This window comes from Sulfuricella denitrificans skB26, assembly GCF_000297055.2.
Taxonomy (GTDB): Bacteria; Pseudomonadota; Gammaproteobacteria; order Burkholderiales; family Sulfuricellaceae; genus Sulfuricella; species Sulfuricella denitrificans.
Genome location: NC_022357.1, coordinates 2,533,777 through 2,555,807, shown reverse-complemented (window position 1 = coordinate 2,555,807; position 22,031 = coordinate 2,533,777). Strand labels below are relative to the sequence as shown.

General features: G+C 59.5%; 19 protein-coding genes and 1 other RNA gene. 19 read left to right on the top strand and 1 reads right to left on the bottom strand.

Annotated elements, in window-relative coordinates; translation table 11 throughout:
• Positions 1–3: 3 nt before the first annotated feature.
• On the top strand, positions 4–1,041 hold the full coding sequence (gene pyrC / locus SCD_RS12340; RefSeq protein WP_009205492.1) for a dihydroorotase: 1,038 nt from the start codon (positions 4–6) through the stop codon (positions 1,039–1,041).
• A gap of 36 nt (positions 1,042–1,077) precedes the next feature.
• Here pyrC and SCD_RS12335 read toward each other — a convergent pair whose 3' ends face one another.
• Entirely contained in the window at positions 1,078–2,124 is a 1,047-nt protein-coding gene (locus SCD_RS12335) for an Sfum_1244 family protein (RefSeq protein WP_009205491.1), read from the bottom strand.
• Between the two features lie 77 nt (positions 2,125–2,201).
• On the opposite strand from SCD_RS12335, the gene rnpB reads away from it, so the two are divergent.
• From rnpB to lpxC, 18 genes are all read left to right on the top strand, one after another.
• Positions 2,202–2,560, top strand: an RNA gene (rnpB, locus tag SCD_RS15950) — RNase P RNA component class A.
• A gap of 413 nt (positions 2,561–2,973) precedes the next feature.
• Entirely contained in the window at positions 2,974–3,417 is a 444-nt protein-coding gene (gene mraZ, locus SCD_RS12330) for a division/cell wall cluster transcriptional repressor MraZ (protein ID WP_023507001.1), read from the top strand.
• A complete protein-coding gene (gene rsmH, locus SCD_RS12325; RefSeq protein ID WP_009207831.1) occupies positions 3,414–4,352 on the top strand; it encodes a 16S rRNA (cytosine(1402)-N(4))-methyltransferase RsmH in 939 nt (312 codons plus the stop codon). Before mraZ ends, rsmH begins: the two co-directional genes overlap by 4 nt.
• Positions 4,349–4,633 (top strand): cell division protein FtsL, encoded by a 285-nt coding sequence (ftsL, locus tag SCD_RS12320; protein ID WP_009207830.1) that lies wholly within the window; start codon positions 4,349–4,351, stop codon positions 4,631–4,633. The genes rsmH and ftsL overlap by 4 nt, the downstream gene beginning before the upstream one ends.
• Positions 4,630–6,381, top strand: coding sequence for a peptidoglycan D,D-transpeptidase FtsI family protein (locus SCD_RS12315; RefSeq protein WP_023507000.1), 1,752 nt, complete (start codon positions 4,630–4,632; stop codon positions 6,379–6,381). The genes ftsL and SCD_RS12315 overlap by 4 nt, the downstream gene beginning before the upstream one ends.
• Entirely contained in the window at positions 6,378–7,895 is a 1,518-nt protein-coding gene (locus SCD_RS12310; RefSeq protein ID WP_009207821.1) for a UDP-N-acetylmuramoyl-L-alanyl-D-glutamate--2,6-diaminopimelate ligase, read from the top strand. Before SCD_RS12315 ends, SCD_RS12310 begins: the two co-directional genes overlap by 4 nt.
• Positions 7,896–7,929: 34 nt before the next feature.
• Entirely contained in the window at positions 7,930–9,303 is a 1,374-nt protein-coding gene (locus tag SCD_RS12305; RefSeq protein ID WP_023506999.1) for a UDP-N-acetylmuramoyl-tripeptide--D-alanyl-D-alanine ligase, read from the top strand.
• Positions 9,288–10,373 carry a phospho-N-acetylmuramoyl-pentapeptide-transferase gene (gene mraY, locus SCD_RS12300; RefSeq protein ID WP_009205489.1) on the top strand — a complete coding sequence of 362 codons (1,086 nt, stop codon included), beginning with the start codon at positions 9,288–9,290 and terminating at the stop codon, positions 10,371–10,373. The genes SCD_RS12305 and mraY overlap by 16 nt, the downstream gene beginning before the upstream one ends.
• Positions 10,370–11,758 (top strand): UDP-N-acetylmuramoyl-L-alanine--D-glutamate ligase, encoded by a 1,389-nt coding sequence (gene murD / locus SCD_RS12295; protein WP_009205488.1) that lies wholly within the window; start codon positions 10,370–10,372, stop codon positions 11,756–11,758. Before mraY ends, murD begins: the two co-directional genes overlap by 4 nt.
• A 109-nt stretch (positions 11,759–11,867) precedes the next feature.
• Positions 11,868–13,031 (top strand): putative lipid II flippase FtsW, encoded by a 1,164-nt coding sequence (ftsW, locus tag SCD_RS12290; protein WP_009205487.1) that lies wholly within the window; start codon positions 11,868–11,870, stop codon positions 13,029–13,031.
• 125 nt (positions 13,032–13,156) lie between these two features.
• Positions 13,157–14,233 carry an undecaprenyldiphospho-muramoylpentapeptide beta-N-acetylglucosaminyltransferase gene (gene murG / locus SCD_RS12285; protein ID WP_041673492.1) on the top strand — a complete coding sequence of 359 codons (1,077 nt, stop codon included), beginning with the start codon at positions 13,157–13,159 and terminating at the stop codon, positions 14,231–14,233.
• Complete coding sequence (murC, locus tag SCD_RS12280; protein WP_009205485.1) at positions 14,230–15,618, top strand: UDP-N-acetylmuramate--L-alanine ligase; 1,389 nt, start codon at positions 14,230–14,232, stop codon at positions 15,616–15,618. Before murG ends, murC begins: the two co-directional genes overlap by 4 nt.
• A 20-nt stretch (positions 15,619–15,638) precedes the next feature.
• Entirely contained in the window at positions 15,639–16,601 is a 963-nt protein-coding gene (gene murB, locus SCD_RS12275) for a UDP-N-acetylmuramate dehydrogenase (RefSeq protein WP_041673491.1), read from the top strand.
• Positions 16,591–17,589, top strand: coding sequence for a D-alanine--D-alanine ligase (locus SCD_RS12270; protein WP_009205483.1), 999 nt, complete (start codon positions 16,591–16,593; stop codon positions 17,587–17,589). Before murB ends, SCD_RS12270 begins: the two co-directional genes overlap by 11 nt.
• 38 nt (positions 17,590–17,627) lie before the next feature.
• Entirely contained in the window at positions 17,628–18,434 is an 807-nt protein-coding gene (locus SCD_RS12265) for a cell division protein FtsQ/DivIB (protein ID WP_009205482.1), read from the top strand.
• 15 nt (positions 18,435–18,449) lie between these two features.
• Positions 18,450–19,688 (top strand): cell division protein FtsA, encoded by a 1,239-nt coding sequence (ftsA, locus tag SCD_RS12260; RefSeq protein WP_009205481.1) that lies wholly within the window; start codon positions 18,450–18,452, stop codon positions 19,686–19,688.
• 139 nt (positions 19,689–19,827) lie between these two features.
• The gene (gene ftsZ / locus SCD_RS12255; protein WP_009205480.1) at positions 19,828–20,982 is read left to right on the top strand and encodes a cell division protein FtsZ; all 1,155 of its coding nucleotides are present in this window, start codon (positions 19,828–19,830) and stop codon (positions 20,980–20,982) included.
• Between the two features lie 134 nt (positions 20,983–21,116).
• Positions 21,117–22,031: a UDP-3-O-acyl-N-acetylglucosamine deacetylase gene (gene lpxC / locus SCD_RS12250; RefSeq protein ID WP_023506997.1), complete on the top strand. Its 915-nt coding sequence runs from the start codon at positions 21,117–21,119 to the stop codon at positions 22,029–22,031.

The window sequence follows — 22,031 nt, the reverse complement described above, 5'->3', positions numbered from 1 at the left end:
CAAATGGAAAAATTAACCCTTATCCGTCCCGACGACTGGCATTTGCACCTGCGCGACGGCGAGTACATGCGGGCGGTGCTGCCGGACACGGCGCGCCGTTTCGGACGCGCCATTGTCATGCCCAACCTCAGGCCGCCCGTCACCACCACCGAGCTTGCGCTGGCATATCGTGAGCGCATCCTCGCGGCTTTGCCGCAGAATGCGCGCTTCGAACCGCTGATGACGCTCTACCTGACCAACAATACGACGCCTGACGAAATCGCACTGGCCAAGGAGAGCGGGCAGGTACACGGGGTCAAGCTTTACCCGGCCGGGGCCACCACCAATTCGGATTCGGGCGTGACCGATCTGCTCGGCAAGTGCAGTGCGGCACTGGCGGAAATGGAAAAGCAGGATTTGCCGTTGCTGGTGCATGGCGAGGTTACCGATCCCGAGGTGGACGTGTTCGACCGCGAAAAGGTCTTCATCGATCGCGTGCTGGCGCCGCTGGCACAGCGTTTTCCTGGTCTCCGGGTGGCGTTGGAGCATATCACCACCCGGGACGGCGTGGAGTTCGTCAAGGCGGCATCAAAGCGCGTTGCCGGTACGCTCACCGCCCATCACCTGCTGATGAACCGCAACGCCATGTTCGCCGGCGGCATCCGCCCGCATCACTATTGCTTGCCGGTACTGAAGCGCGAGGAGCATCGCCGCGCGCTGGTCGCGGCGGCGACCAGCGGCGATCCGAAGTTTTTTCTCGGCACCGATAGCGCGCCCCATGCCAAGAGTGCCAAGGAAGCCGTTTGCGGCTGCGCCGGCATGTATACCGCCCATGCTGGCATCGAGCTTTACGCCGAGGTATTCGAGCAGGCGGGTGCGCTGGATAAGCTGGAGGCCTTCGCCAGCTTTTACGGACCGGATTTTTACGGCCTGCCGCGCAATGGGGACAGCGTTACGCTGCTGAAGGAAAGTTGGGATGTGCCGACAGAAATAAAATTTGGCAGCGATGTTTTGGTGCCGCTTCGGGCGGGTGAGAAGATAGGGTGGCGGTTGGTAGATTGATGGCGGGCAGTGCCTTCTCTCGGAGCAGATCCGCTGCTATGCCCCACATGAAATCGGCGCCAGCTCGATAATCTGATTCGCGCAGTTGTCCGGTGCTTTCCTGTAGCTATCCAGCATCTGCAGAGCTGTGGCAGTCCAGCGATCTTTCCCTGTTGCCACTTCTTTTGCCAGCGCCGCAAGCTGGCCGTCGTCCGTCCAGCGCCGGTAGGCTTCATTCAACTCGGGGAAGGTAGCGCGGCGCATGGCGGTGAAGTTAGCGAAGTAAAAGTGCAGGCTTGCGGTGTTGTGGCGCTCCAGCAGACGCGGCAAGGCGATGCTGCAGTCTGCCACATGGTCGCGCACCGCGCGTGCCACGATCTCGGCACGGGAGCCGGATATGGCGGCCAGCATGTCGTTCCAGTCTGGACCCAGCTGCGCTCCCGCGTGGCATTCGCCGATTTCATGCAAAATCACCGATTCGGTTTCCGTGTCGGTCATCTGTTCCAGGGCGGCGGTAAAGTCCTGCTCGAAGTCATAATGGCCAAGCGAGCGAGCCATAGCGCTGCCTTTCTTTTTCCAGTTCCACTCCTCGATTTTTTCCCACAGCATGCGGCGCAGCGATTCGCGCCGGACAAACACCGTGCCGCCCAGCATCATGGCGGGCGGGGCGGCAAGGTCGCGGGCATGTTCGTTGTTTGCGACCAATACCGGGTAGCCGTCGCGCTGTTCGGCGCTGAGCAGGTCGGCCAGGAAAAAATGTGGGGCCGAGCGTCCGCCCACACCGCCGCTGTAAACCAGCCCGCTGGGCAGTAAGGCGCGGTTGATGGCTTCAGTGTCGAATGGATTGAATGCAGTGTCGCCGATGGAGATGGGCGCATAAGACTGGTTTTCCAGCTCTTCCCAGCGTTGCTCGCGGCGGGTCAGCCATTCACCGAGTTCGTCCTTGGGCAGCGACGCCTGGAATGAGTAGCCTTTTTCCCAGCGATACAGCTCGCGCATCTTCAGCAGGTAGGTGCACAGGGTGAAATTGCGCGCGTGCTGGGCGTCGGCGATATCGCAGTTGTGCTGGACTGCGGTGCTCAAGGCTTGCAAGTGGTTGTCCATTAGGTTTCCTTGGTGGAATAGCAATACCCTACCAAATTGCTCGGGAATTATCAAGGACAACGTGGTACAATGACCATGAAGCTGGCTAGACAGTCGCTGCGCGCGTAAGCGCGGAGAGGAAAGTCCGGGCTCCATAGAGCAGGATGCCGGTTAACGACCGGAGGCCGTGAGGCCATGGAAAGTGCCACAGAAAATACACCGCCGATGGCCGTTCCGCAAGGGGTGGATCAGGTAAGGTTGAAATGGCGAGGTAAGAGCTCACCGCGCACCTGGCAACAGGAGTGGCAGGGTAAACCCCATCCGGAGCAAGACCAAATAGGCAGGCGTTGAGGCGGCTCGTCGAGCCTGCGGGTAGGTTGCTTGAGTTCACGGGTAACCGTGCGCCTAGAGGAATGACTGTCCACGACAGAACCCGGCTTATCGGCCAGCTTCACCCAGATCAAAGCAAGTGCCTTTCTCGTTTGCCTCCTCTCCCGCTAGCGGGAGAGGATTGAGGAGAGGGCGGTATTTCGAGCGAGACGGGGCTGTTTACCCCTCTCCCCAGCCCTCTCCCGCAAGGGGAGAGGGAGTCGTTGCTGCGTTACGAAGATTTGCTTCCCTTCTTTGCCCCACCCTTCGCCCCACCCCTCAAAAGTCCTAATAAATCACTTTCGGTATTTTACGTATCTATTTGCTTTTTAAGCATATTGGTTTTTCTGTGATTTGTGGATTAACTCATTGTCACAAAAGAGAAAAACCCGAAATTTAGCTTGACCCCCAACTTTTTTTTGCCTATAGTGGGAAACAGTGGTGAGAAGTGGGAATTTGTGGGAGGCCTGCTTCTGCCAGAAAATAAAAAAAGGGGATGACATGTTTCGCGGTGCAACAGCTTTGAATCTCGATGCGAAAGGACGCTTGGCAGTGCCAAGCAAGCATCGTGACGCGTTGCTGGTTCAATCCGCCGGGCGGCTGGTCATGACCGCGCATCCCCATCGCTGTGTGCTGCTCTACCCTCAGCCTGCCTGGCTGCCCATCGAAGAAAAAATCAATTCATTGCCGAGTTTCGATCCTGTGTCGAGTTCCTGGAAGCGTCTGCTGTTGGGCCATGCCGAGGAGCTGGAACTGGATGCATCCGGTCGCCTGCTGGTTTCTCCCGTGCTGCGTCAGCTGGCCGGACTGGAGAAAGAAGCCATGCTGATCGGCCAGGGTGGATATTTCGAACTGTGGAGTAAGGATGGCTGGCGTGCTCAGATGGAGCAGGCGCTGTCTCCTGGCAATGCCATTCCGACCGCGCTGGAAAATTTCTCGCTGTGAGCGAGGCATTCCTTCACAAGACGGTTCTGCTGGATGAGGCGGTCGACGGTCTGAATATCCGGCCGGACGGGGTGTACGTGGACTGTACCTTCGGTCGTGGCGGTCACAGCCGGTTGATCCTGGAAAAACTCGGCGAGCAGGGACGGTTGATTGCATTGGACAGGGATTTGGCCGGAGTAGAAGAGGCCCAAAAAATAACCGATCCGCGCTTCCAGATTGTGCACAGCAGCTTCAGCCGCTTGCGCGATGTGTTGAAAGAGCTGGGTGTAGCGCACGTCGATGGAGTATTGCTGGATCTGGGGATTTCCTCTCCGCAAATCGACGAAGCGGTACGCGGTTTTAGTTTTCGTTTTGACGGGCCGCTCGATATGCGCATGGACACGAGCCATGGACAAACCGCTGCGGAATGGTTGGCTGATGTAACAGAACAACAACTTGGGGAGGTGATAAAAAATTATGGTGAAGAACGGTATGCTAAACAGATTGCAAGAGCGATTGTTGCGGCTCGATCGGGGGAGCCAGTTGTCACCACTCGCCAACTTTCCCAGATCGTGGCAAAGGCCTTCAAAAGCCGCGAGCCACATCAAGACCCGGCGACGCGCACCTTTCAAGCTATACGGATTTACCTCAATCAGGAGCTTGAGGAGTTGTCGTTAGTGTTACCTCAGTGCGTCGATGTTCTGGCGCCGTTTGGCCGCCTCGTAGTCATCAGCTTTCATTCCCTCGAAGATCGGGTCGTCAAGCGCTTCATGCGTGATGGCGCGCAACCGGCGGTATTTCCGGCGCGGCTACCGTTGCGTGCTGCGGAGCTGCCGGCGCCACATTTGCGCCTGGTGGGCAAGGCTGCTCGACCTTCCGCGGCGGAAGTTTCCGCCAACCCGCGTTCGCGCAGCGCGACCATGCGCGTGGCTGAGCGCACGGAGGCTGCGCTATGACCAAGCTCAATTTGCTGCTGGTGCTGGCTTTGGTGTTGTGCGCGCTGGGGGTCGTTACAGCCCAGCACAAGGCGCGCAAGATTTTCATCGAACTGCAACAGGAGCAGGAGCTGGCGAAAAAGATGGAAGTGGAGTGGGGGCAGTTGCAGCTGGAGCAAAGTACATGGGCGATGCACACCCGTATCGAGAAAATCGCTACCGCCTACCTGCAGATGCAGGTGCCTGATGCCACGCGCATTCAGGTGGTGCAGCCAGCGATAATCAAGGCGGCGCGGCCATGAGCTACGGGCTAAAAGGGGCAACACGCGGACGTAGTAGTGTGCCGATGCTGAAGTTGCCGGCAGGGCGCGCGAGCATTCTGCTGTGGTTCATGCTGGCGTGGTTTCTGATCTTGATTGCGCGGGCTCTTTACCTGCAAGGGCTGAACAACGACTTTCTGCGGCAGAAGGGCGACGCGCGCTACAGTCGGGTGATCGAGCTGACTGCGCACCGCGGCATGATCACCGACCGCAACGGCGAGCCTCTGGCGATCAGTACGCCGGTGGAGTCGGTGTGGGTCAGCCCGAAGGATTTCGAGATTACTCCAGCACGTATCCGTCAGCTGAGCAAGATACTGGAAATGAGTGAAAGCGACGTGAAGGGACGTTTTACTCACAGCCAGCGTGATTTTATTTATCTCAAGCGCCAAGTGCCGCCGGAAACCGCCGCACGTGTGATGCAGGTGGATGCGCCGGGCGTATTTCTGCAGCGAGAATATCGTCGCTACTACCCTGCCGGGGATGTGGTGGCCCATCTGCTCGGCTTTACCGGCGTCGATGACAATGGCCAGGAGGGGCTCGAGCTGACCTACCAGGACTGGCTCGCCGGCAAACCGGGCAGCCGCCACGTGATCAAGGATCGCCTTGGCCGCATCGTCGAGGATGTGGAAAGCATACGCGCTCCGCAGGACGGTCACGACCTTGCGCTCAGCATCGATCGCAAGATCCAGTATCTTGCCTATCGCGAGTTGAAAGCGGCGGTTACCGAACACAAGGCCAAGGCCGGTGCAATCGTTGTGCTTGATGCGAAGACCGGCGAAATTCTGGCACTGGCCAATCTGCCCGCCTACAACCCAAACAACCGTGCCAAACTCAACCGTAACAGCACGCGCAACCGAGCTGTTACCGATACCTTCGAACCGGGATCGACGTTCAAGCCCTTTACCGCTGCGGCGGTACTTGAGACGGGGAAATTCAAGCCTGATACACCGGTTCAGACCGCACCCGGCACCTTCACCATCGGTTCGGCAACAATCCATGACGCCCATCCTAATGGTGTACTGACAGTGGCGCAGGTGATTCAGAAGTCAAGCAACGTCGGTGCCGCCAAAATGGCGCTGACACTGGAGCCGGAAACTCTGTGGAATACCTTCGATCATCTTGGTTTCGGTAAGCCGCCCCATGCGGGCTTCCCCGGCGAGGCGTCAGGCAGGTTGCGCCCCTACAAATCCTGGCGGCCAATCGAGCAGGCCACCATGGCATACGGCCACGGTATTTCAGTCAGTCTGCTGCAATTGGCGCGTTCCTATATGGTCTTTACCGGAGACGGGGAAATCAGGCCGGTTTCCTTGATCAAGGTGGATGCCCCGCCAGCAGGCGTGAAGGTGATTACATCGGGCACCTCGCAAGCGGTGCGCAGTATGCTGGAATTGGTGGTGCTGCCGGGGGGTACGGCGCCGCGTGCCCAAGTAATGGGCTATCGCGTGGCGGGCAAGACCGGTACGGCACACAAGGAAGAAAACGGCCATTACGCGTCGGACAAGTATATCGCTTCATTCGTCGGTCTGGCTCCGGCTTCCAATCCGCGCCTGATCGTGGCGGTGATGATCGATGAGCCTTCCAATGGCCAGTATTACGGCGGCGCTGTGGCTGCACCGGTATTTAGCCAGGTAATGTCGGGTGCGCTGCGTCTGCTTTCTGTGCCTCCCGATGCGCCGACAAGCAATATCCTGCCGCTGGAAGGTGCCCCCGAAGTGAAGGAGGTGGTATGACTTCCGTGAGGGGTGAGGCGTCAGGGGTGAGGAGTAGAGCGGAAGCTTCTGTCCTTGCGCAACTGGCCACAGAGGTGAAGCGTCTGGTTGTCGATAGCCGACAAGCCCGGCAGGGAGATACTTTTGCCGCCTATCCAGGCGAAAGGCAGGACGGGCGCAAGTTTATTGCACAGGCGGTTGCCGCCGGTGCCAACGCGGTGCTGTGGGAGCGTGAGGGTTTTGAGTGGGATGCTGAGTGGGAAGTGCCGAATCTTCCGGTTGACGGCTTGCGCGACAAAATCGGCGAGATTGCCAGCCAGGTTTATGGCGAGCCATCACGCCAAATGTGGACGATAGGCATCACTGGCACCAATGGCAAGACTTCGTGCTGTCACTGGATTGCTCAATGCCTGAGCGAACTGGGCAGAAAAACCGCCATGGTCGGCACGCTCGGCAACGGTTTTTTTAGCGCGCTGGCGCCTTCAGCCAATACCACGCCGGATGCGGTCAGCCTGCATGCGCTGCTGCGCAGCTACCTGGATGACGACGCAAAATGCGCGGCGATGGAGGTTTCTTCCCATGGGTTGGCGCAGGGTCGGGTTAACGGTGTGCATTTTGACATCGCTGTGCTCACCAACCTGTCGCGTGACCATCTGGATTACCACGGCGACATGGCATCCTACGCTGCTGCCAAGGCCGGCCTGTTCTCGTGGCCGGAACTGCAATACGCGGTACTTAATATGGATGACCCGTTCGGCGTTGAACTGGCCGGCAGGCTCGGTTGTGGCGGCGTTCAGACAGTGGGTTACAGCTTGGAAGGAAAGCATGAGGGTTGTCGTTTTGTTGTTCTGGCACGTGATCTGGTGGCGGATGCAGACGGCATCCGCTTCAAGGCGATTACGCCATGGGGGACGGCACAGTTGAATAGCCGGTTGCTCGGCCGCTTCAACGCTTCCAACCTGCTGGCTGCGTTGGCAGTACTGCTGGTAAGCGGCATTGCATTGGAAGACGCGGTGCGTGAACTGGGCAAGGTTGAGTCGGTTGACGGCCGCATGCAGCGCCTGGGTGGCGAGGGCAAGCCGCTGGTGGTCGTGGACTACGCCCATACCCCGGATGCGCTGGAAAAAGTGCTCGGCACTTTACGCGAAATCATGGGCGAGAAAAATAAGTTGATTTGCGTGTTCGGCTGCGGCGGCGAGCGCGACCGCGGCAAGCGCCCGCTGATGGGTGAGGTGGCATCGCGCCTGGCGGACAGCGTAATCGTGACCAGTGACAACCCGCGTGGCGAGGATGCTCAGACCATCATCGACGAAATCATTGCCGGTATGGGTGCCAACTACCGTGTGATCGATGATCGTGCTGCCGCGATAGACGCCGCCGTGCGCGAGGCGCAGCCGGATGACGTAGTGCTGATCGCCGGTAAGGGGCACGAGGATTACCAGGAAATCAAGGGTATGAAATTGCCCTTTGCCGATGCCGACGTGGCACGGCAAGTTTTGTCCCGGATCGGGACTCCGACTTTGGCAATGCGCTGAAGCGCATGAAAGATCGTATGCAAGGATATGCAACATGTTAAGCCTGAGTGCAGCAGCCAAGGCCCTGAACGCTGAAACCAGCGGCACGGATGTGACGTTCTCCGGCGTTACCACCGACAGCCGTGCGGTGGCTGCCGGCGATTTGTTCGTAGCACTGAAGGGCGAGCGTTTCGATGGCCACAATTACGTCAAACAAGTGATGGAGCAGGGGGCAGTCGCCGCGCTGGTAGAGCGACGCGACCCGGCCTGGGGCGATTTCCCGCTGCTGCTTGTCAAGGATGCGCGCCTTGCTCTGGGTGAACTGGCCGGTCACTGGCGCAGCCGTTTCACCATTCCCGTGGTGGCGCTCACCGGCAGCAGCGGCAAGACCACGGTAAAGGAAATGATTGCGGCAATACTTCGAGAGCAGGCTGGCGATCAAGCAGTGCTTGCGACCAAGGGTAATCTCAATAACGACATCGGCATGCCGTTGACGCTGCTCGAATTGCGCGATACCCATCATTACGCCGTAATCGAGATGGGCATGAACCATCCGGGCGAGATCGCTTATCTGTCCAGAATTGCCAGGCCCGATGTGGCGCTGGTCATCAATGCCCAGGCCGCTCATCTGGCGGGTCTGGGCACGGTGGAAGCGGTGGCTCACGCCAAGGGCGAGATTTTTCAGAGCCTGGTTGCCAACGGCACTGCCGTGATCAACGTCGACGACCCTCATGCGCCACTATGGCAGGAGCTGGCAACAGGCCATCGCGTCATCCGCTTCGGACTCAAGCCGCAAGCAGAAGTGTCGGCCAGTTTCAAATTGCAGTCCTTCGGCAGCGAAATAGTGCTGGTCACGCCCACCGGTAAATTTACCGTCGCGTTACCCGTACCGGGCGAGCATAACGTGCGCAACGCTCTGGCTGCTGCTGCCGTGGCTCAGGCCCTGGAGGTCGATAACGCAACCATCGTTGCGGGGTTGGCAAAGGTTTCCAGCGTCAAGGGTCGGCTGCTGAAAAATCCCTGTCTGCATGGCGCCACCATGATCGACGATACCTACAATGCCAATCCCGGCTCGGTGAGGGCGGCGATCGCCGTGCTCGCCGGCATGCCGGGCAAGAAGATGCTGGTGCTCGGCGACATGGGCGAACTGGGTGAAAACGCGCGTGCGCTGCATGCCGAAATCGGCGCGGCAGCGAAGGCGGCCGGGATCGATCTGTTGTTCACCCTGGGCGATCTGAGTTCCGCTGCATCACAGAGTTTCGGCGAGGGTGGGCGGAATTTCGAATATATCGAGGATCTGCTGCACGAAATCGAAAATCGGCTGGCGCCGGATGTAACGGTGCTGGTGAAGGGGTCGCGTTTCATGCAGATGGAGCGAGTAGTGAAGAGTTTCGTGCTGGAGGAGGATTCGACATGCTGCTCGCATTGACCCAGTGGCTGGGGCAGGATATTCGGGCCTTCAACGTGTTTGGCTATATCACGCTGCGTGCGGTACTGGCGATGCTGACGGCGCTGATGATCTCGTTCATCGTCGGTCCGGCCATGATCCGCAAGCTCACCGCCTACAAGATCGGTCAGTCGGTGCGCGACGACGGCCCGCAGACTCACCTCATCAAAGCCGGGACGCCGACCATGGGTGGAGCACTGATCCTGGTTGCGTTGACGATTTCCACTCTGCTCTGGGCGGATCTGAAAAACCCATATGTCTGGGTCGTGCTGGTCACCACGATTGGATTCGGTGCAGTCGGCTGGGTCGATGACTGGCGCAAGGTGGTGCATCGTAATCCCAAGGGCCTGTCGGCCAAGGCCAAATTGTTCTGGCAATCACTGATCGGCGTTGGTGTCGCCGTGTTTCTTGCCATGACTGCCACGCTGCCGGCCCATACCGAACTGATCGTGCCCTTCTTCAAGCTGGTGACAATTCCCCTCGGCGGAGTAGGTTTTGTCGTGCTGACCTATTTCGTCATCGTCGGCAGCAGCAATGCTGTCAATCTCACCGACGGGCTGGACGGACTGGCCATTATGCCGACGGTGATGGTGGCGGGTGCGCTGGCGCTATTCGCTTACGTTGCAGGTAACTTCGTTTTTTCACGTTACCTCGGCATTCCCTACGTACCGGGTGCCGGCGAACTGGCTGTGTTTTGCACTGCCCTGGCCGGAGCTGGTCTGGGCTTCCTCTGGTTCAATGCCTACCCCGCCGAAGTGTTCATGGGCGATGTGGGCGCGCTTGCGCTGGGCGCCGCGATCGGCGTGGTGGCGGTGATTGTGCGGCAGGAGATTGTTCTGTTCGTGATGGGTGGGGTGTTCGTGGTGGAAACCCTGTCGGTGGTGCTTCAGGTGGGATCGTTCAAGCTCACCGGCAAGCGCATCTTCCGCATGGCGCCGCTGCATCACCATTATGAGTTGAAGGGCTGGAAAGAGAATCAAGTTGTAGTTCGTTTCTGGATCATCAGCATGATGCTGGTGCTGGTTGGACTCTCGACATTGAAGCTGAGATGAGATTGAACCTCGAACATAAAAAAGTGCTGGTGGTGGGGCTGGGCGTCACCGGCCTTTCCATGGCGCGCTGGCTGGACGCGAGAGGCGCGGTGGTGGCTGTCACCGACTCGCGCGACAACCCGCCGCACGCCGCACGCCTTCAGGCTGAGCTACCTGGCGTGCCGCTATTCACCGGCAAGCTCAGGGAAGAGGTGTTTCGCAATGCCGATCTGCTCGCGGTCAGTCCGGGCGTTTCCCTGCGTGAACCGGCCGTTGCCGACGCGCTGGCGCACGGCGTGGCAGTGGTCGGGGATATCGAGCTGTTCGCCCAGGCGCTCTGCACTCAGGATTTGACGTTCAGGACCCAGGTGATTGCCATTACCGGCTCCAACGGCAAGAGCACGGTGACCGAGATGGTCGGTGCGATGTGCAGGAAGGCTGGCCTGCATACCGTGGTGGCGGGAAATATTGGTCTGCCGGTGCTGGATGCATTGAGCGATCTGGATCAGCGCGGCGAGACTGCTGACGTGTTCGTAATCGAACTCTCCAGTTTTCAGCTGGAAACCACGCACACACTGAACCCGGCGGCAGCGACCGTACTTAATGTGACCGAAGACCACATGGACCGCTACCATGGCATGGAGGATTACGCCGCGGCCAAAAAGCGCATTTTTGCCGGTAACGGCGTCCAGGTGCTGAACCGGGAAGACCACTACAGCCTGGCAATGGCGAAGTCCGATCGCAAAGTGATGACGTTTGGCCTGGATGAGCCACAAAACCCCGATGACTGGGGATTGCTGGGTAGCGATAACAGCCAGTGGCTGTCACAAGGTGAGAATCGGTTGATGCAAATCGCCGATCTGCCGCTTGCCGGCTTGCACAACGCCGCCAATGCGCTTGCTGCTCTGGCCTTGTGCCGCGCCATCGATCTGCCGTTTCCACCCCTGATTGAAGCGCTGCGCGAGTTCAAGGGTCTGTCTCACCGGGTGGAGAAAGTGGCGGAGATTAATGGCATTATTTTCTACGACGATTCCAAGGGAACCAACGTAGGCGCCACGGTAGCTGCACTCAACGGCATGTCGTGCAAAGTGGTGCTGATTGCCGGTGGCGATGGCAAAGGCCAGGATTTCAGCCCGCTGGCACCGGCAGTGTCTGCCCATGCCCGTGCTGTCGTGCTGATTGGCCGTGACGGGCAGAGAATCGGAGCGGCCCTGACTGGCTGTGGTGTGCCACTGATCTATGCGGCGAGCCTGGAGAAGGCGGTAACCCTGGGATTCGAGCAGGCCCATCCGGGTGACGCGGTGCTGCTGTCGCCGGCCTGCGCCAGCTTCGATATGTTCCGCAACTACGAACATCGCGCCCAGGTATTTGTCGCAGCAGTCAAGGAACTGGAGGGGGCGGTATGAGCAGGGAGCAGGGTTCCCGCTTGCGGGATGCGACCGACCGCGATTGCCGCCAGACGCCGACACGCGGTCGAGCAAATTTACAGCATGTGTTCAAGGAGGCAGCGAAAGCATGAACTCCTATTCGCCGGTTGTTGCGCCGCATGCCAGACCAGACTACGACCGCACCTTGCTGTGGCTGGTGATCCTGTTGCTCGGCTTCGGTTTGGTGATGGTGTACTCCTCCTCAATTGCCATCTCGGCAGCAGATAAGCATACCGGTTTCCAGGAAAGCTATTACCTGGTGCGCCAGGGAGTTTTCCTCGGTATCGGTACCCTGTTCGGCCTGTTTGCCTTTCAGGTGCCAAATAAGGTGTTGCAGGAAATCGCGCCCTATTTGTTTCTTTCCGGCCTGCTGCTGCTGGTGCTGGTGCTGATTCCCGGTATCGGCCGAGAGGTCAACGGCAGTCGTCGCTGGCTGTCGCTGGTGGTGATTAATTTGCAGCCATCCGAGTTCATGAAGCTGTTTGCAGTGTTGTATGCCGCCGATTACACGGTGCGCAAGGCGGCTTACATGGACAGCATCAAGAAGGGCTTCATGCCGATGTTCATGGTGATGCTGCTGGTCGGCGGCTTACTTCTGCGCGAGCCGGATTTTGGCGCCTTTGCCGTGATCACCAGTATTGCCATGGCGATCCTGTTCCTCGGTGGCATGAACTGGCGGTTGTTCGCTGGTCTCATCGCCATGCTGGTAGTGGGCTTCCTCGTGCTGATCTGGACTTCGCCCTACCGTATGCAGCGCATTATCGGTTTTATGGATCCTTGGGCAGATCCCTATGGCAAGGGCTATCAGCTTTCCCATGCGCTGATCGCCTTCGGCCGCGGTGAATGGTACGGCGTCGGTCTGGGCGCGAGTGTCGAAAAATTGTTCTATCTGCCGGAAGCGCACACCGACTTCCTGCTCGCAGTCATCGCTGAAGAGCTCGGGTTGGCTGGTGTGACAGTAGTGATTCTGATGTTCGTCTGGCTGACTGTCCGCGCTTTTTCTATCGGCCGCCAGGCGGCTGGGATCGACCGCCATTTTGCCGCGCTGGTGGCCTACGGCATCGGCGTCTGGCTGGCGGTGCAGGCGATTATCAATATGGGCGTGAACATGGGTCTGTTGCCGACCAAGGGTCTGACTTTGCCCCTGCTGTCATTCGGCGGCAGCGCAGTCGTTGCAAATTGCACCGCAATCGGCGTGCTGATGCGGGCGGACTGGGAAAACCGGCAGGTTATGAAAGGTTATTCAGTATGAGTCATGAAGAAGTGAGGAGTGAGGGGTTAGGAGTGAGGAGTAAAACCTCCCACCGCGCCGCCTTTGACTCTACTCCTCACTCCTCACCCCTCACCACTCACGGAGTTTCACGCACTATCCTGATCATGGCGGGCGGAACTGGCGGGCACGTATTCCCTGCACTGGCCGTGGCAGACTTTCTGGGGCAGAAGGGCTGGAAAGTGGTATGGCTGGGCACTCGTGCCGGCATGGAAGCGCGGCTGATACCGGAAAAAGGTTACGAAATGGCCTGGGTCAAGTTCGCCGGTATGCGAGGCAAGGGCGTGCTGCGCTGGGCGGCGTTGCCGCTCATGCTGCTGTTGGCGATGTGGCAGAGCGCGGCGGCGATTTTCCGTATTCGCCCCGATGTAGTGCTCGGCATGGGCGGTTTTACAGCATTCCCCGGTGGGTTAATGGCTACTCTGCTGGCAAAACCTCTGGTGATTCACGAGCAGAACTCGGTGGCAGGGTTGACCAACCGGGTGCTGGCCTGTCTTGCCGATCGTGTCCTGGTGGCCTTCCCATCAGCCTTCAACAATCCCGGAGACAAGCCGATCGGATGCGCCAGGCCGGCGATGACCTGGTGCGGCAACCCGGTGCGCGCCGATATCGCAGCCTTGCCTGCAACGGAGCAACGGATGGCCGGGCGTCAGGGCAAGCTGCGCTTGCTGGTGGTGGGCGGCAGCCTGGGTGCCGCAGCGCTGAACGAAGCGGTGCCGCAGGCGCTGGCGCTGATTGCAGAAGCCGACCGCCCCGAAGTAATCCATCAGTCCGGTGCCAAAAACCTGGAAAAACTCAGTGCCAACTATGCTGCTGCCGGTGTTAAGGCCGATGCCCGCGCCTTCATCGAAGATATGGCACAGATGTATGCCTGGTGCGACGTGATCGTGTGTCGGGCGGGGGCACTGACCCTGGCCGAAGTGACTGCCGCCGGTGTGGCCAGTGTGCTGGTGCCTTACCCTCACGCAGTGGACGACCATCAGACCGGCAATGCCCGCTTCCTGAGCGAGAACGGCGCGGCAGTCTTACTGCCGCAGACCGAATTGAACGCGGAAAAACTGGCGGTACTGCTGCATGGTTTTACCCGCGAGAAATTACTGGCGATGGCGCAGGCGGCGAAAAAATTGGCCAAGCCGGAAGCGACCGCGACCGTGGCACAAGTATGCATGGAGCTGGCAGGATGAAACATAAAGTCAAAAACGTCCATTTCGTAGGCATCGGCGGAGTCGGTATGAGCGGCATCGCCGAGGTGCTGATCAACCTGGGTTACGAGGTGAGCGGTTCGGATCTGGGCGACAGCGTTGCTACCCGTCGCCTCAAAGCACTCGGCGCACTGGTTTACCAAGGCCATGCTGCCAGCAATCTGGCGCGTGCCGATGTGGTGGTGATCTCCACCGCGGTACAGGCCGACAACCCGGAAGTGGCGGCAGCGCGGGAGCGCAACATCCCTGTGGTGCCGCGCGCCATGATGCTGGCGGAGCTGATGCGCTTCAAGCAGGGCATTGCGGTGGCCGGCACTCACGGCAAGACCACGACCACCAGCCTGATCGCCAGCATCCTTGGCGAGGCAGGGATGGACCCGACATTCGTTATCGGCGGCAAGTTGGAGGCTGCTGGCGCCAATGCGCGCTTGGGACAGGGCGAATTCATCGTTGCCGAAGCGGACGAATCCGATGCCTCCTTTCTCTACCTGATGCCGGTGATGGCGGTGGTGACCAATATTGATGCCGACCACATGGAAACCTACGGCCACGATTTCGGCCGGCTGAAGCAGGCCTTCGTCGATTTCATCCAGCGCCTGCCGTTCTACGGTATGGCGGTGTTGTGTGCAGATGATGCCAATGTGCGCGAGATCATGCCGCGCATCACCAAGCCGGTGATCACCTATGGCCTGGAAGAAGGTGCGCAGGTTCTGGGTAAGGATCTTGTCCACAATGGCGGCCGGATGGATTTCAAGGTGCAACGTGCCGGGATGCCCGACTTGGCGGTGACGCTCAACATGCCCGGCCAGCATAACGTACTGAATGCGCTTGCGGCGATTGCAGTGGCGATGGAAGTGGGCGCACCGGATGCGGCCATCGTCAAGGGATTGGCCGAATTCAGCGGCGTCGGTCGGCGCTTCGAACGTTATGGCAAGGTTTCCCTGCCGGATGGCGGCAGCCTCACCCTGATTGACGATTATGGCCATCATCCGGTGGAAATGGCGGCGACCTTGGCGGCGGCGCGCGGGGCATTCCCGGGTCAGAGACTGGTGCTGGCATTCCAGCCGCACCGCTATACCCGCACTCGTGATTTGTTCGAGGATTTTGTCAAGGTGCTGTCGACCGTCGACGTCCTGCTGCTGACCGAAATCTATCCGGCCGGCGAAGCGCCGATCGTAGCCGCAGACGGCAGAGCATTGGCGCGCGCCATCCGGGTGGCGGGCAAGGTTGAGCCGATTTTCGTGGAAACCGTGGCGGAACTGCCGGGTGAACTCCTGAATGCGGCGCGGGACGGCGATGTAGTGCTGACCATGGGGGCTGGCTCGATCGGCCAGGTGCCGGGCAACTTGGCGCGGGGCGGGGCGTGAGCGGTGAGGAGGACAAGGACATGAATATGGCATTGGCGCTTGCACCTCAAAAGTTGCGTGGCGTGCTGAAGTACAACGAGCCGATGAGCAAGCACACCAGCTGGCGTGTCGGGGGTCCGGCTGAGCGTTTCTACATTCCGGCGGATATCGCCGATTTGGCGCAGTTTTTGCAGGGTCTTGCGGCTGACGAGCCGGTGCACTTCATCGGATTGGGCAGCAATTTGCTGGTGCGCGATGGCGGGGTGCGCGGCACGGTAGTGCTTCTGCACAGTGCGCTCAACCAGATCACGCTGAGTCACGGTAAGCCGGGCGCGCCAAGCGGAGTTTACGCCGAGGCCGGGGTGGCCAGCCCGAAGGTGGCGCGATTCGCAGCCTTGAACGGTTTCGAGGGCGCCGAGTTTCTCGCCGGCATTCCCGGCACAGTGGGCGGTGCGCTGGCGATGAACGCCGGCTGCTACGGAGCGGAAACCTGGCAACACGTGACCGAAGTGCTGACCATCGACTGCTTTGGCGAATTGCGCCGCCGTACGCCACAGGATTTTGACATCGGCTATCGCCACGTGGCGCTCAAGGCAGGCATAGGCAGCGAATGGTTCGTCGCCGCCTGGTTCGCTTTCAAGCCCGGCAACGGTGAGGTTTCACGGAAAAAGATCAAGGGCTTGCTGGAAAAGCGGGTGGCGAGCCAACCGATCGGCACGCCCAATGCCGGCTCGGTGTTCCGCAATCCGGCTGGCGACTATGCGGCGCGATTGATCGAGGCGTGCGGCCTGAAGGGATCGGCGCTTGGCGGGGCGATGGTGTCGCCCAAGCACGCCAATTTCATCGTCAACGCCGGCGGAGCCACGGCAGCGGACATCGAGGCGCTGATCGACAAGGTGCGGCAAACGGTGAAGGCGCAGCACGGCATTGAACTGGTCACGGAAGTAAGAGTAATCGGTGAGGCGTTAGGGGTGAGGGGTGAGGAGCAAAAGCATGCAAGTTGAAACTGGCAAGGGTTTGACGGAGAAAGATGACCAAGGGGAAACCCGGGGGTTTTCCCCTCACCCCTCACCCCTCACCCCTCACCTCTTCGGAAAAGTCGCGGTGCTGCTGGGCGGAAAATCCGCCGAGCGTGAGGTGTCACTTAAAAGCGGTAATGCAGTGCTGGCCGCGCTCAAGCGCAGCGGCGTCGATGCGCATGCGTTCGATCCGTCCGAGCGGGAGTTGGGCGAGCTGAAGCGTGATGGTTACCAGCGTGTGTTTATCACCCTGCACGGAGGTCAAGGCGAGGATGGTACGGTGCAGGGCGCGCTGGCGCTGCTGGGCATTCCCTATACCGGCAGCGGTGTGCTGGCGTCTGCTCTGGCGATGGACAAATGGCGCAGCAAGCTGGTGTGGCAGGCGGCGGGAATGCCGGTACCCGCCTACGAGTTGCTCGATGCCGCCAGCGATTTCGCGGCGGTCGCTGTGCGCCTCGGATTGCCTCTGTTCGTCAAGCCGGCTAACGAGGGCTCCAGCGTCGGCATCAGCAAAGTGAAGTCAGTCGCGGATTTGCGCGCCGCGTTCGAACTGGCGGCGCGCTACGACGATCTGGTGATTGCCGAACAATTTGTCGGTGGCGGAGAGTACACCGTCGCGATCCTCGGCAGCGAGGTTCTGCCGGTGATCAAAATCGAGCCGGCCAACGAGTTCTACGATTACGAAGCGAAATACCTGCGCGACGACACCCGCTACCTTTGCCCGTGCGGTTTATCCGCAGAACAGGAAAGTGAAATTCAGCGCCTGGCAAAACAAGGCTACGCCATAATCGGCGGCGCCGGGTGGGGGCGGGTGGATTTCCTGCTCGATGCGGCAGGCAAGCCGTACTTGCTGGAAGCCAATACCTCGCCCGGAATGACCGACCATAGCTTGGTGCCGATGGCGGCGCGGGCAGCGGGCCTGAGTTTTGAAGATTTGGTGATCAAGGTTCTTGAACTGGCGAGTGCGGGATGAATGTCATGAACTTTGCGCTCGGGAACTGGAACTGAACCGTGTGGGATAAAACGCAGATGACGTTGTGGCTGGCAAACATGCTTTACGCACTGGCAGGGGTGCTGCTGCTGTATGCCGTGCTGTTTCTGGTGGTGCATTTGCCGGTATTTCCGCTGCGCAAGGTGGACGTCAAGGGAGAGTTGCAGCATGTCAACCGCGAGCAGGTGAAATTTATCGTGGCACGTGAGATGAAAGGAAACTTCTTCACCCTCGATCTAAACCGTACACGCTCGGCGTTCGAAAAGCTGCCCTGGGTGCGCAACGTAAGCGTGAGGCGGCGCTGGCCGGACAGGCTGGAAGTAGCCATTGAGGAGCATGTCGTGTTGGCGCGCTGGGGTAGTTCGGCGTTGGTCAATACGCAGGGTGAACTGTTCAGGGCGGCCTCGAATGCGGTGCTGCCGGAGTTCAATGGCCCGGAAGACGCGGCACGGGAAGTGACAGGGCGTTATGAGGAATTCAGTCGGATGCTCAAGCCGTTCAACCTGGTTCTGACCCGGATGACTCTGTCGGACCGCCGTGCGCTGCAGCTCAAGCTGAATAATGGACTGGTGGTGGAGTTGGGCAGGGAAAAGGTGCACGAGCGTTTGGAGAAATTCGTCGGGGTGTACGACCAGACCGTCGCCAAGCTCCCGATAGCTGTTGCCTACGCTGACTTGCGCTATCCCAACGGATTCGCGGTGCGCTATCCACAGATAGCTTCGATGCCAGCAAAGAAGGCGCAGCCGGCAGCAAGGCCGGGTCAGGGAAATTTGAAGAAAAAAGTCGGGTTGCGACGTGATGCTAATTATCTGGCAGTTGCCGCCTGACAAGGGAGAGATGGGATGAGCAAGGCTAAAGAACAAAAGAATCTGATCGTGGGGCTGGATATCGGCACCTCGAAAATCGTCGCCATCGTTGCGGAGATACTGCCTGAAGGGCGGCTGGAAATCATCGGCATGGGGCAGACGCCGTCGCGCGGTTTGAAGAAGGGCGTGGTGGTGAATATAGAGTCAACTGTCAACGCCATCCAGCGAGCGCTGGAGGAGGCCGAACTGATGGCCGACTGTAAGATTCGCGAGGTCTACACCGGTATCGCCGGCAGCCATATCAGGAGCATCAACTCGCATGGCATGGTGGCAATCAAGGACAAGGAAGTAGGTCAGACCGATGTTGACCGGGTGATCGAAACGGCCCGCGCGGTGATTATTCCAACCGACCAGCAGGTCCTGCACATCCTTACCCAGGAATTCATCATCGACGGGCAAGAAGATGTGCGCGAGCCGCTCGGCATGAGCGGGGTGAAGCTGGAGGTCAAGGTGCATATCGTCACCGGCGCGATCAGCGCGGCCCAGAACATCATCAAGTGCGTGCGTCGGTGCGGGCTGGAAGTGCGCGATCTGATCCTGCAGCCGCTGGCATCCAGCATGGCGGTGCTGTCGGAGGATGAAAAAGACCTGGGTGTGTGCCTGGTAGATATCGGCGGCGGCACTACTGACATCGCGGTATTCACCGGTGGCGCGATCCGCCACACCTCGGTGATTCCGATCGCCGGCGACCAGATCACCAACGATGTGGCCATGGCGCTCAGGACGCCGACGGCGGATGCCGAGGACCTGAAGGTGAAATACGGCTGTGCGCTGCGCCAGCTGGCTGACGCGAAGCAAATGATCGAGGTGCTCGGCGTCGGCGACCGGCCTGCACGCCAGCTGTCCCGCCAGACTCTGGCCGAAGTGATCGAGCCGCGCGTCGAGGAACTGTACAGCCTGGTGCAGGCGGAGTTGCGCCGCAGCGGTTTCGAGGAGCTGCTCTCATCCGGCATTGTCATCACCGGTGGCAGCAGTGCCATGGAGGGTATGGCGGAGCTGGGCGAGGAGGTGTTCCACATGCCAGTGCGGCTGGGAATGCCGCAGTACGTGGGCGGACTGGCCGAGGTCGTGCGCAACCCGCGTTTTGCCACCGGCGTAGGACTACTGCTTGCGGGGATGGATCAACACCAGCGGCATCACCTGGCAACAATGCAGAACGGCTCGGTGACACAGATTTTCAATCGGATGAAGAGTTGGTTTCAAGGGAATTTTTGAGCGTTGGTTTGGCTACGACTAACCTGCTTCGCAGGAAAGTCTGCGCCGCAACAAGCCCTGCGGGCGTGTTGTCAGGGAAATTTTTGAGCAGGTAATTTTTGGGTTTTTAACTTTGGGTATAACAACAAAGGAGACGGGTATGTTTGAGATCATGGATACACAAACACAGGAAGCGGTAATCAAGGTAATCGGCGTGGGCGGCTGCGGCGGTAATGCAGTGGATCATATGATCGCCAGTGGTTTGGGTGGTGTCGAGTTTATCTGCGTCAATACCGATGCGCAGGCACTCAAGCGCAATCAGGCTGGCGTTACCGTGCAGTTGGGCTCGGCCATCACCAAGGGGTTGGGCGCGGGCGCAAACCCCGCAGTCGGGCGCGAGGCGGCACTGGAGGACAGAGAGCGTATCGCCGAGTTGATCGACGGTGCCGACATGTTGTTCATTACTGCCGGCATGGGCGGTGGCACCGGCACCGGTGCCGCGCCGGTAGTGGCCGAGGTAGCCAAGGAGCTGGGTATACTGACCGTGGCGGTGGTGACCAAGCCGTTCGGTTTCGAAGGCAAGCGCATGAAAGTGGCGCTCGAAGGTATTGAAGCGCTGACGCAGCACGTCGATTCTCTGATCGTGATCCCCAACGACAAGCTGATGGAAGTGCTGGGCGGCAAGATCGGTTTCCGCGATGCCTTCAAGGCTGCCGATGGCGTGTTGCACGGCGCGGTGGCAGGAATTGCCGAGCTGATCAAATGCACTGGCTTGATCAACGTCGATTTTGCCGACGTGCGCACAGTGATGTCGGAGATGGGGATGGCGATGATGGGTTCGGCCCAGGCAACCGGTCTCGACCGTGCCCGCATGGCGGCAGAGCAGGCAGTGGCCAGCCCGCTGCTGGAAGATGTCAACCTTTCCGGCGCGCGCGGCGTACTGGTCAACATCAGTGCCAGCGAGGATATGAATCTCGAGGAAGTCTACGAAGTGATGAACACCATCCGCAGCTTCACCGCAGAAGATGCCACTGTGATTTTCGGTACGGTGTTCGACAGCACGCTGCAGGACGAATTGCGCGTGACCGTGGTCGCGACCGGTCTGGGTTCGCCGGTCAACCGTCAGCAGAGCAAGCCGTTAAGCATAGTGATTTCGAAGACCGGTACCGACAATGAGCCGATGATGGTGGATTACACCGAACTGGAGCAGCCAGCAGTGATGCGGCGTCGGCGTGATGCCCAAGTCGAGGCGATGAAACAGTCCGGCGTGGAATTGCTCGATATTCCGGCATTCCTGCGCAAGCAAGCTGACTGATCCGCGTTGATGAGCTGAATGGCGGCGCCCACGGGGCGCGCGGGGTGTCGGTTTCGGTGCGAGGGTTGGCCTGTTACACTCGCCGTGCTAAACTGCCGGCCTCTGACAACACCATGATGCTCATGGGAAAATTTGTGATTAGACAGCGGACACTGAAAAATATCATACGCGCCACCGGTGTGGGGCTGCATACCGGCGAGAAGGTGTACCTCACCTTGCGCCCGGCCGCGGTCGACACCGGTATCGTGTTTCGTCGCGTCGATCTGGCGGAGCCTGTGGACATCAAGGCGGAGCCTTACAGTGTCGGAGAAACCCGGCTGTCCTCGACACTGGTGCGGGATGGCGTCAAGGTGTCTACCGTCGAGCATCTGATGTCGGCCTTTGCTGGGTTGGGTATCGACAATGCTTATGTCGACCTGTCCGCGCCGGAAGTGCCGATCATGGACGGCAGCGCCTCGCCTTTCGTGTTTTTGCTGCAGTCCGCTGGCATCGAAGAGCAGCCGGCAGCGAAAAAATTCATCCGCGTCAAAAAAACGGTGGAGGTCAGGGACGGTGATAAATGGGTGCGCTTCGATCCGCATTCAGGTTTCAGGCTGAACCTCACCATTGCTTTCGATCACCCGGTATTGTCTAATTCCGGCCAGTCCGTCACGGTAGATTTTGCCGACACCTCCTTCGTCAAGGAAATTGCGCGCGCTCGCACCTTCGGCTTCATGCACGAGGTGGAGGCAATGCGCTCGCAGGGTCTGGCACTGGGTGGTAGTCTCGATAACGCGATCGTGATGGATGAGTTTCGCGTTCTCAATAGTGATGGACTGCGCTACGAGGATGAGTTCGTCAAGCACAAGCTGCTGGATGCCATCGGCGATCTTTACCTGCTCGGCCATCCGCTGATCGGTGCGTTTACCGGCTACAAATCCGGACACGCCATGAATAACCGTCTATTGCGCTGCCTGATGGAAGATGCTGAGGCGTGGGAATTCGTCAGTTTCGAGCGCCAGGAAGATGCGCCGGCCGCATTGCAGCGGTTGAGCAGCCTGGCTGTTTGA

What these genes read in the sequence shown, in the direction of transcription:
- ftsW (WP_009205487.1), top strand. Translation starts at nt 11,868, where the DNA reads ATGAACTCCTATTCGCCGGTTGTTGCGCCGCATGCCAGACCAGACTAC.
- murC (WP_009205485.1), top strand. Translation starts at nt 14,230, where the DNA reads ATGAAACATAAAGTCAAAAACGTCCATTTCGTAGGCATCGGCGGAGTC.
- ftsL (WP_009207830.1), top strand. Translation starts at nt 4,349, where the DNA reads ATGACCAAGCTCAATTTGCTGCTGGTGCTGGCTTTGGTGTTGTGCGCG.
- SCD_RS12310 (WP_009207821.1), top strand. Translation starts at nt 6,378, where the DNA reads ATGACTTCCGTGAGGGGTGAGGCGTCAGGGGTGAGGAGTAGAGCGGAA.
- murB (WP_041673491.1), top strand. Translation starts at nt 15,639, where the DNA reads ATGAATATGGCATTGGCGCTTGCACCTCAAAAGTTGCGTGGCGTGCTG.
- SCD_RS12315 (WP_023507000.1), top strand. Translation starts at nt 4,630, where the DNA reads ATGAGCTACGGGCTAAAAGGGGCAACACGCGGACGTAGTAGTGTGCCG.
- pyrC (WP_009205492.1), top strand. Translation starts at nt 4, where the DNA reads ATGGAAAAATTAACCCTTATCCGTCCCGACGACTGGCATTTGCACCTG.
- ftsZ (WP_009205480.1), top strand. Translation starts at nt 19,828, where the DNA reads ATGTTTGAGATCATGGATACACAAACACAGGAAGCGGTAATCAAGGTA.
- SCD_RS12305 (WP_023506999.1), top strand. Translation starts at nt 7,930, where the DNA reads ATGTTAAGCCTGAGTGCAGCAGCCAAGGCCCTGAACGCTGAAACCAGC.
- SCD_RS12335 (WP_009205491.1), bottom strand. Translation starts at nt 2,124, where the DNA reads ATGGACAACCACTTGCAAGCCTTGAGCACCGCAGTCCAGCACAACTGC.
- murG (WP_041673492.1), top strand. Translation starts at nt 13,157, where the DNA reads ATGGCGGGCGGAACTGGCGGGCACGTATTCCCTGCACTGGCCGTGGCA.
- SCD_RS12270 (WP_009205483.1), top strand. Translation starts at nt 16,591, where the DNA reads ATGCAAGTTGAAACTGGCAAGGGTTTGACGGAGAAAGATGACCAAGGG.
- mraZ (WP_023507001.1), top strand. Translation starts at nt 2,974, where the DNA reads ATGTTTCGCGGTGCAACAGCTTTGAATCTCGATGCGAAAGGACGCTTG.
- mraY (WP_009205489.1), top strand. Translation starts at nt 9,288, where the DNA reads ATGCTGCTCGCATTGACCCAGTGGCTGGGGCAGGATATTCGGGCCTTC.
- ftsA (WP_009205481.1), top strand. Translation starts at nt 18,450, where the DNA reads ATGAGCAAGGCTAAAGAACAAAAGAATCTGATCGTGGGGCTGGATATC.
- murD (WP_009205488.1), top strand. Translation starts at nt 10,370, where the DNA reads ATGAGATTGAACCTCGAACATAAAAAAGTGCTGGTGGTGGGGCTGGGC.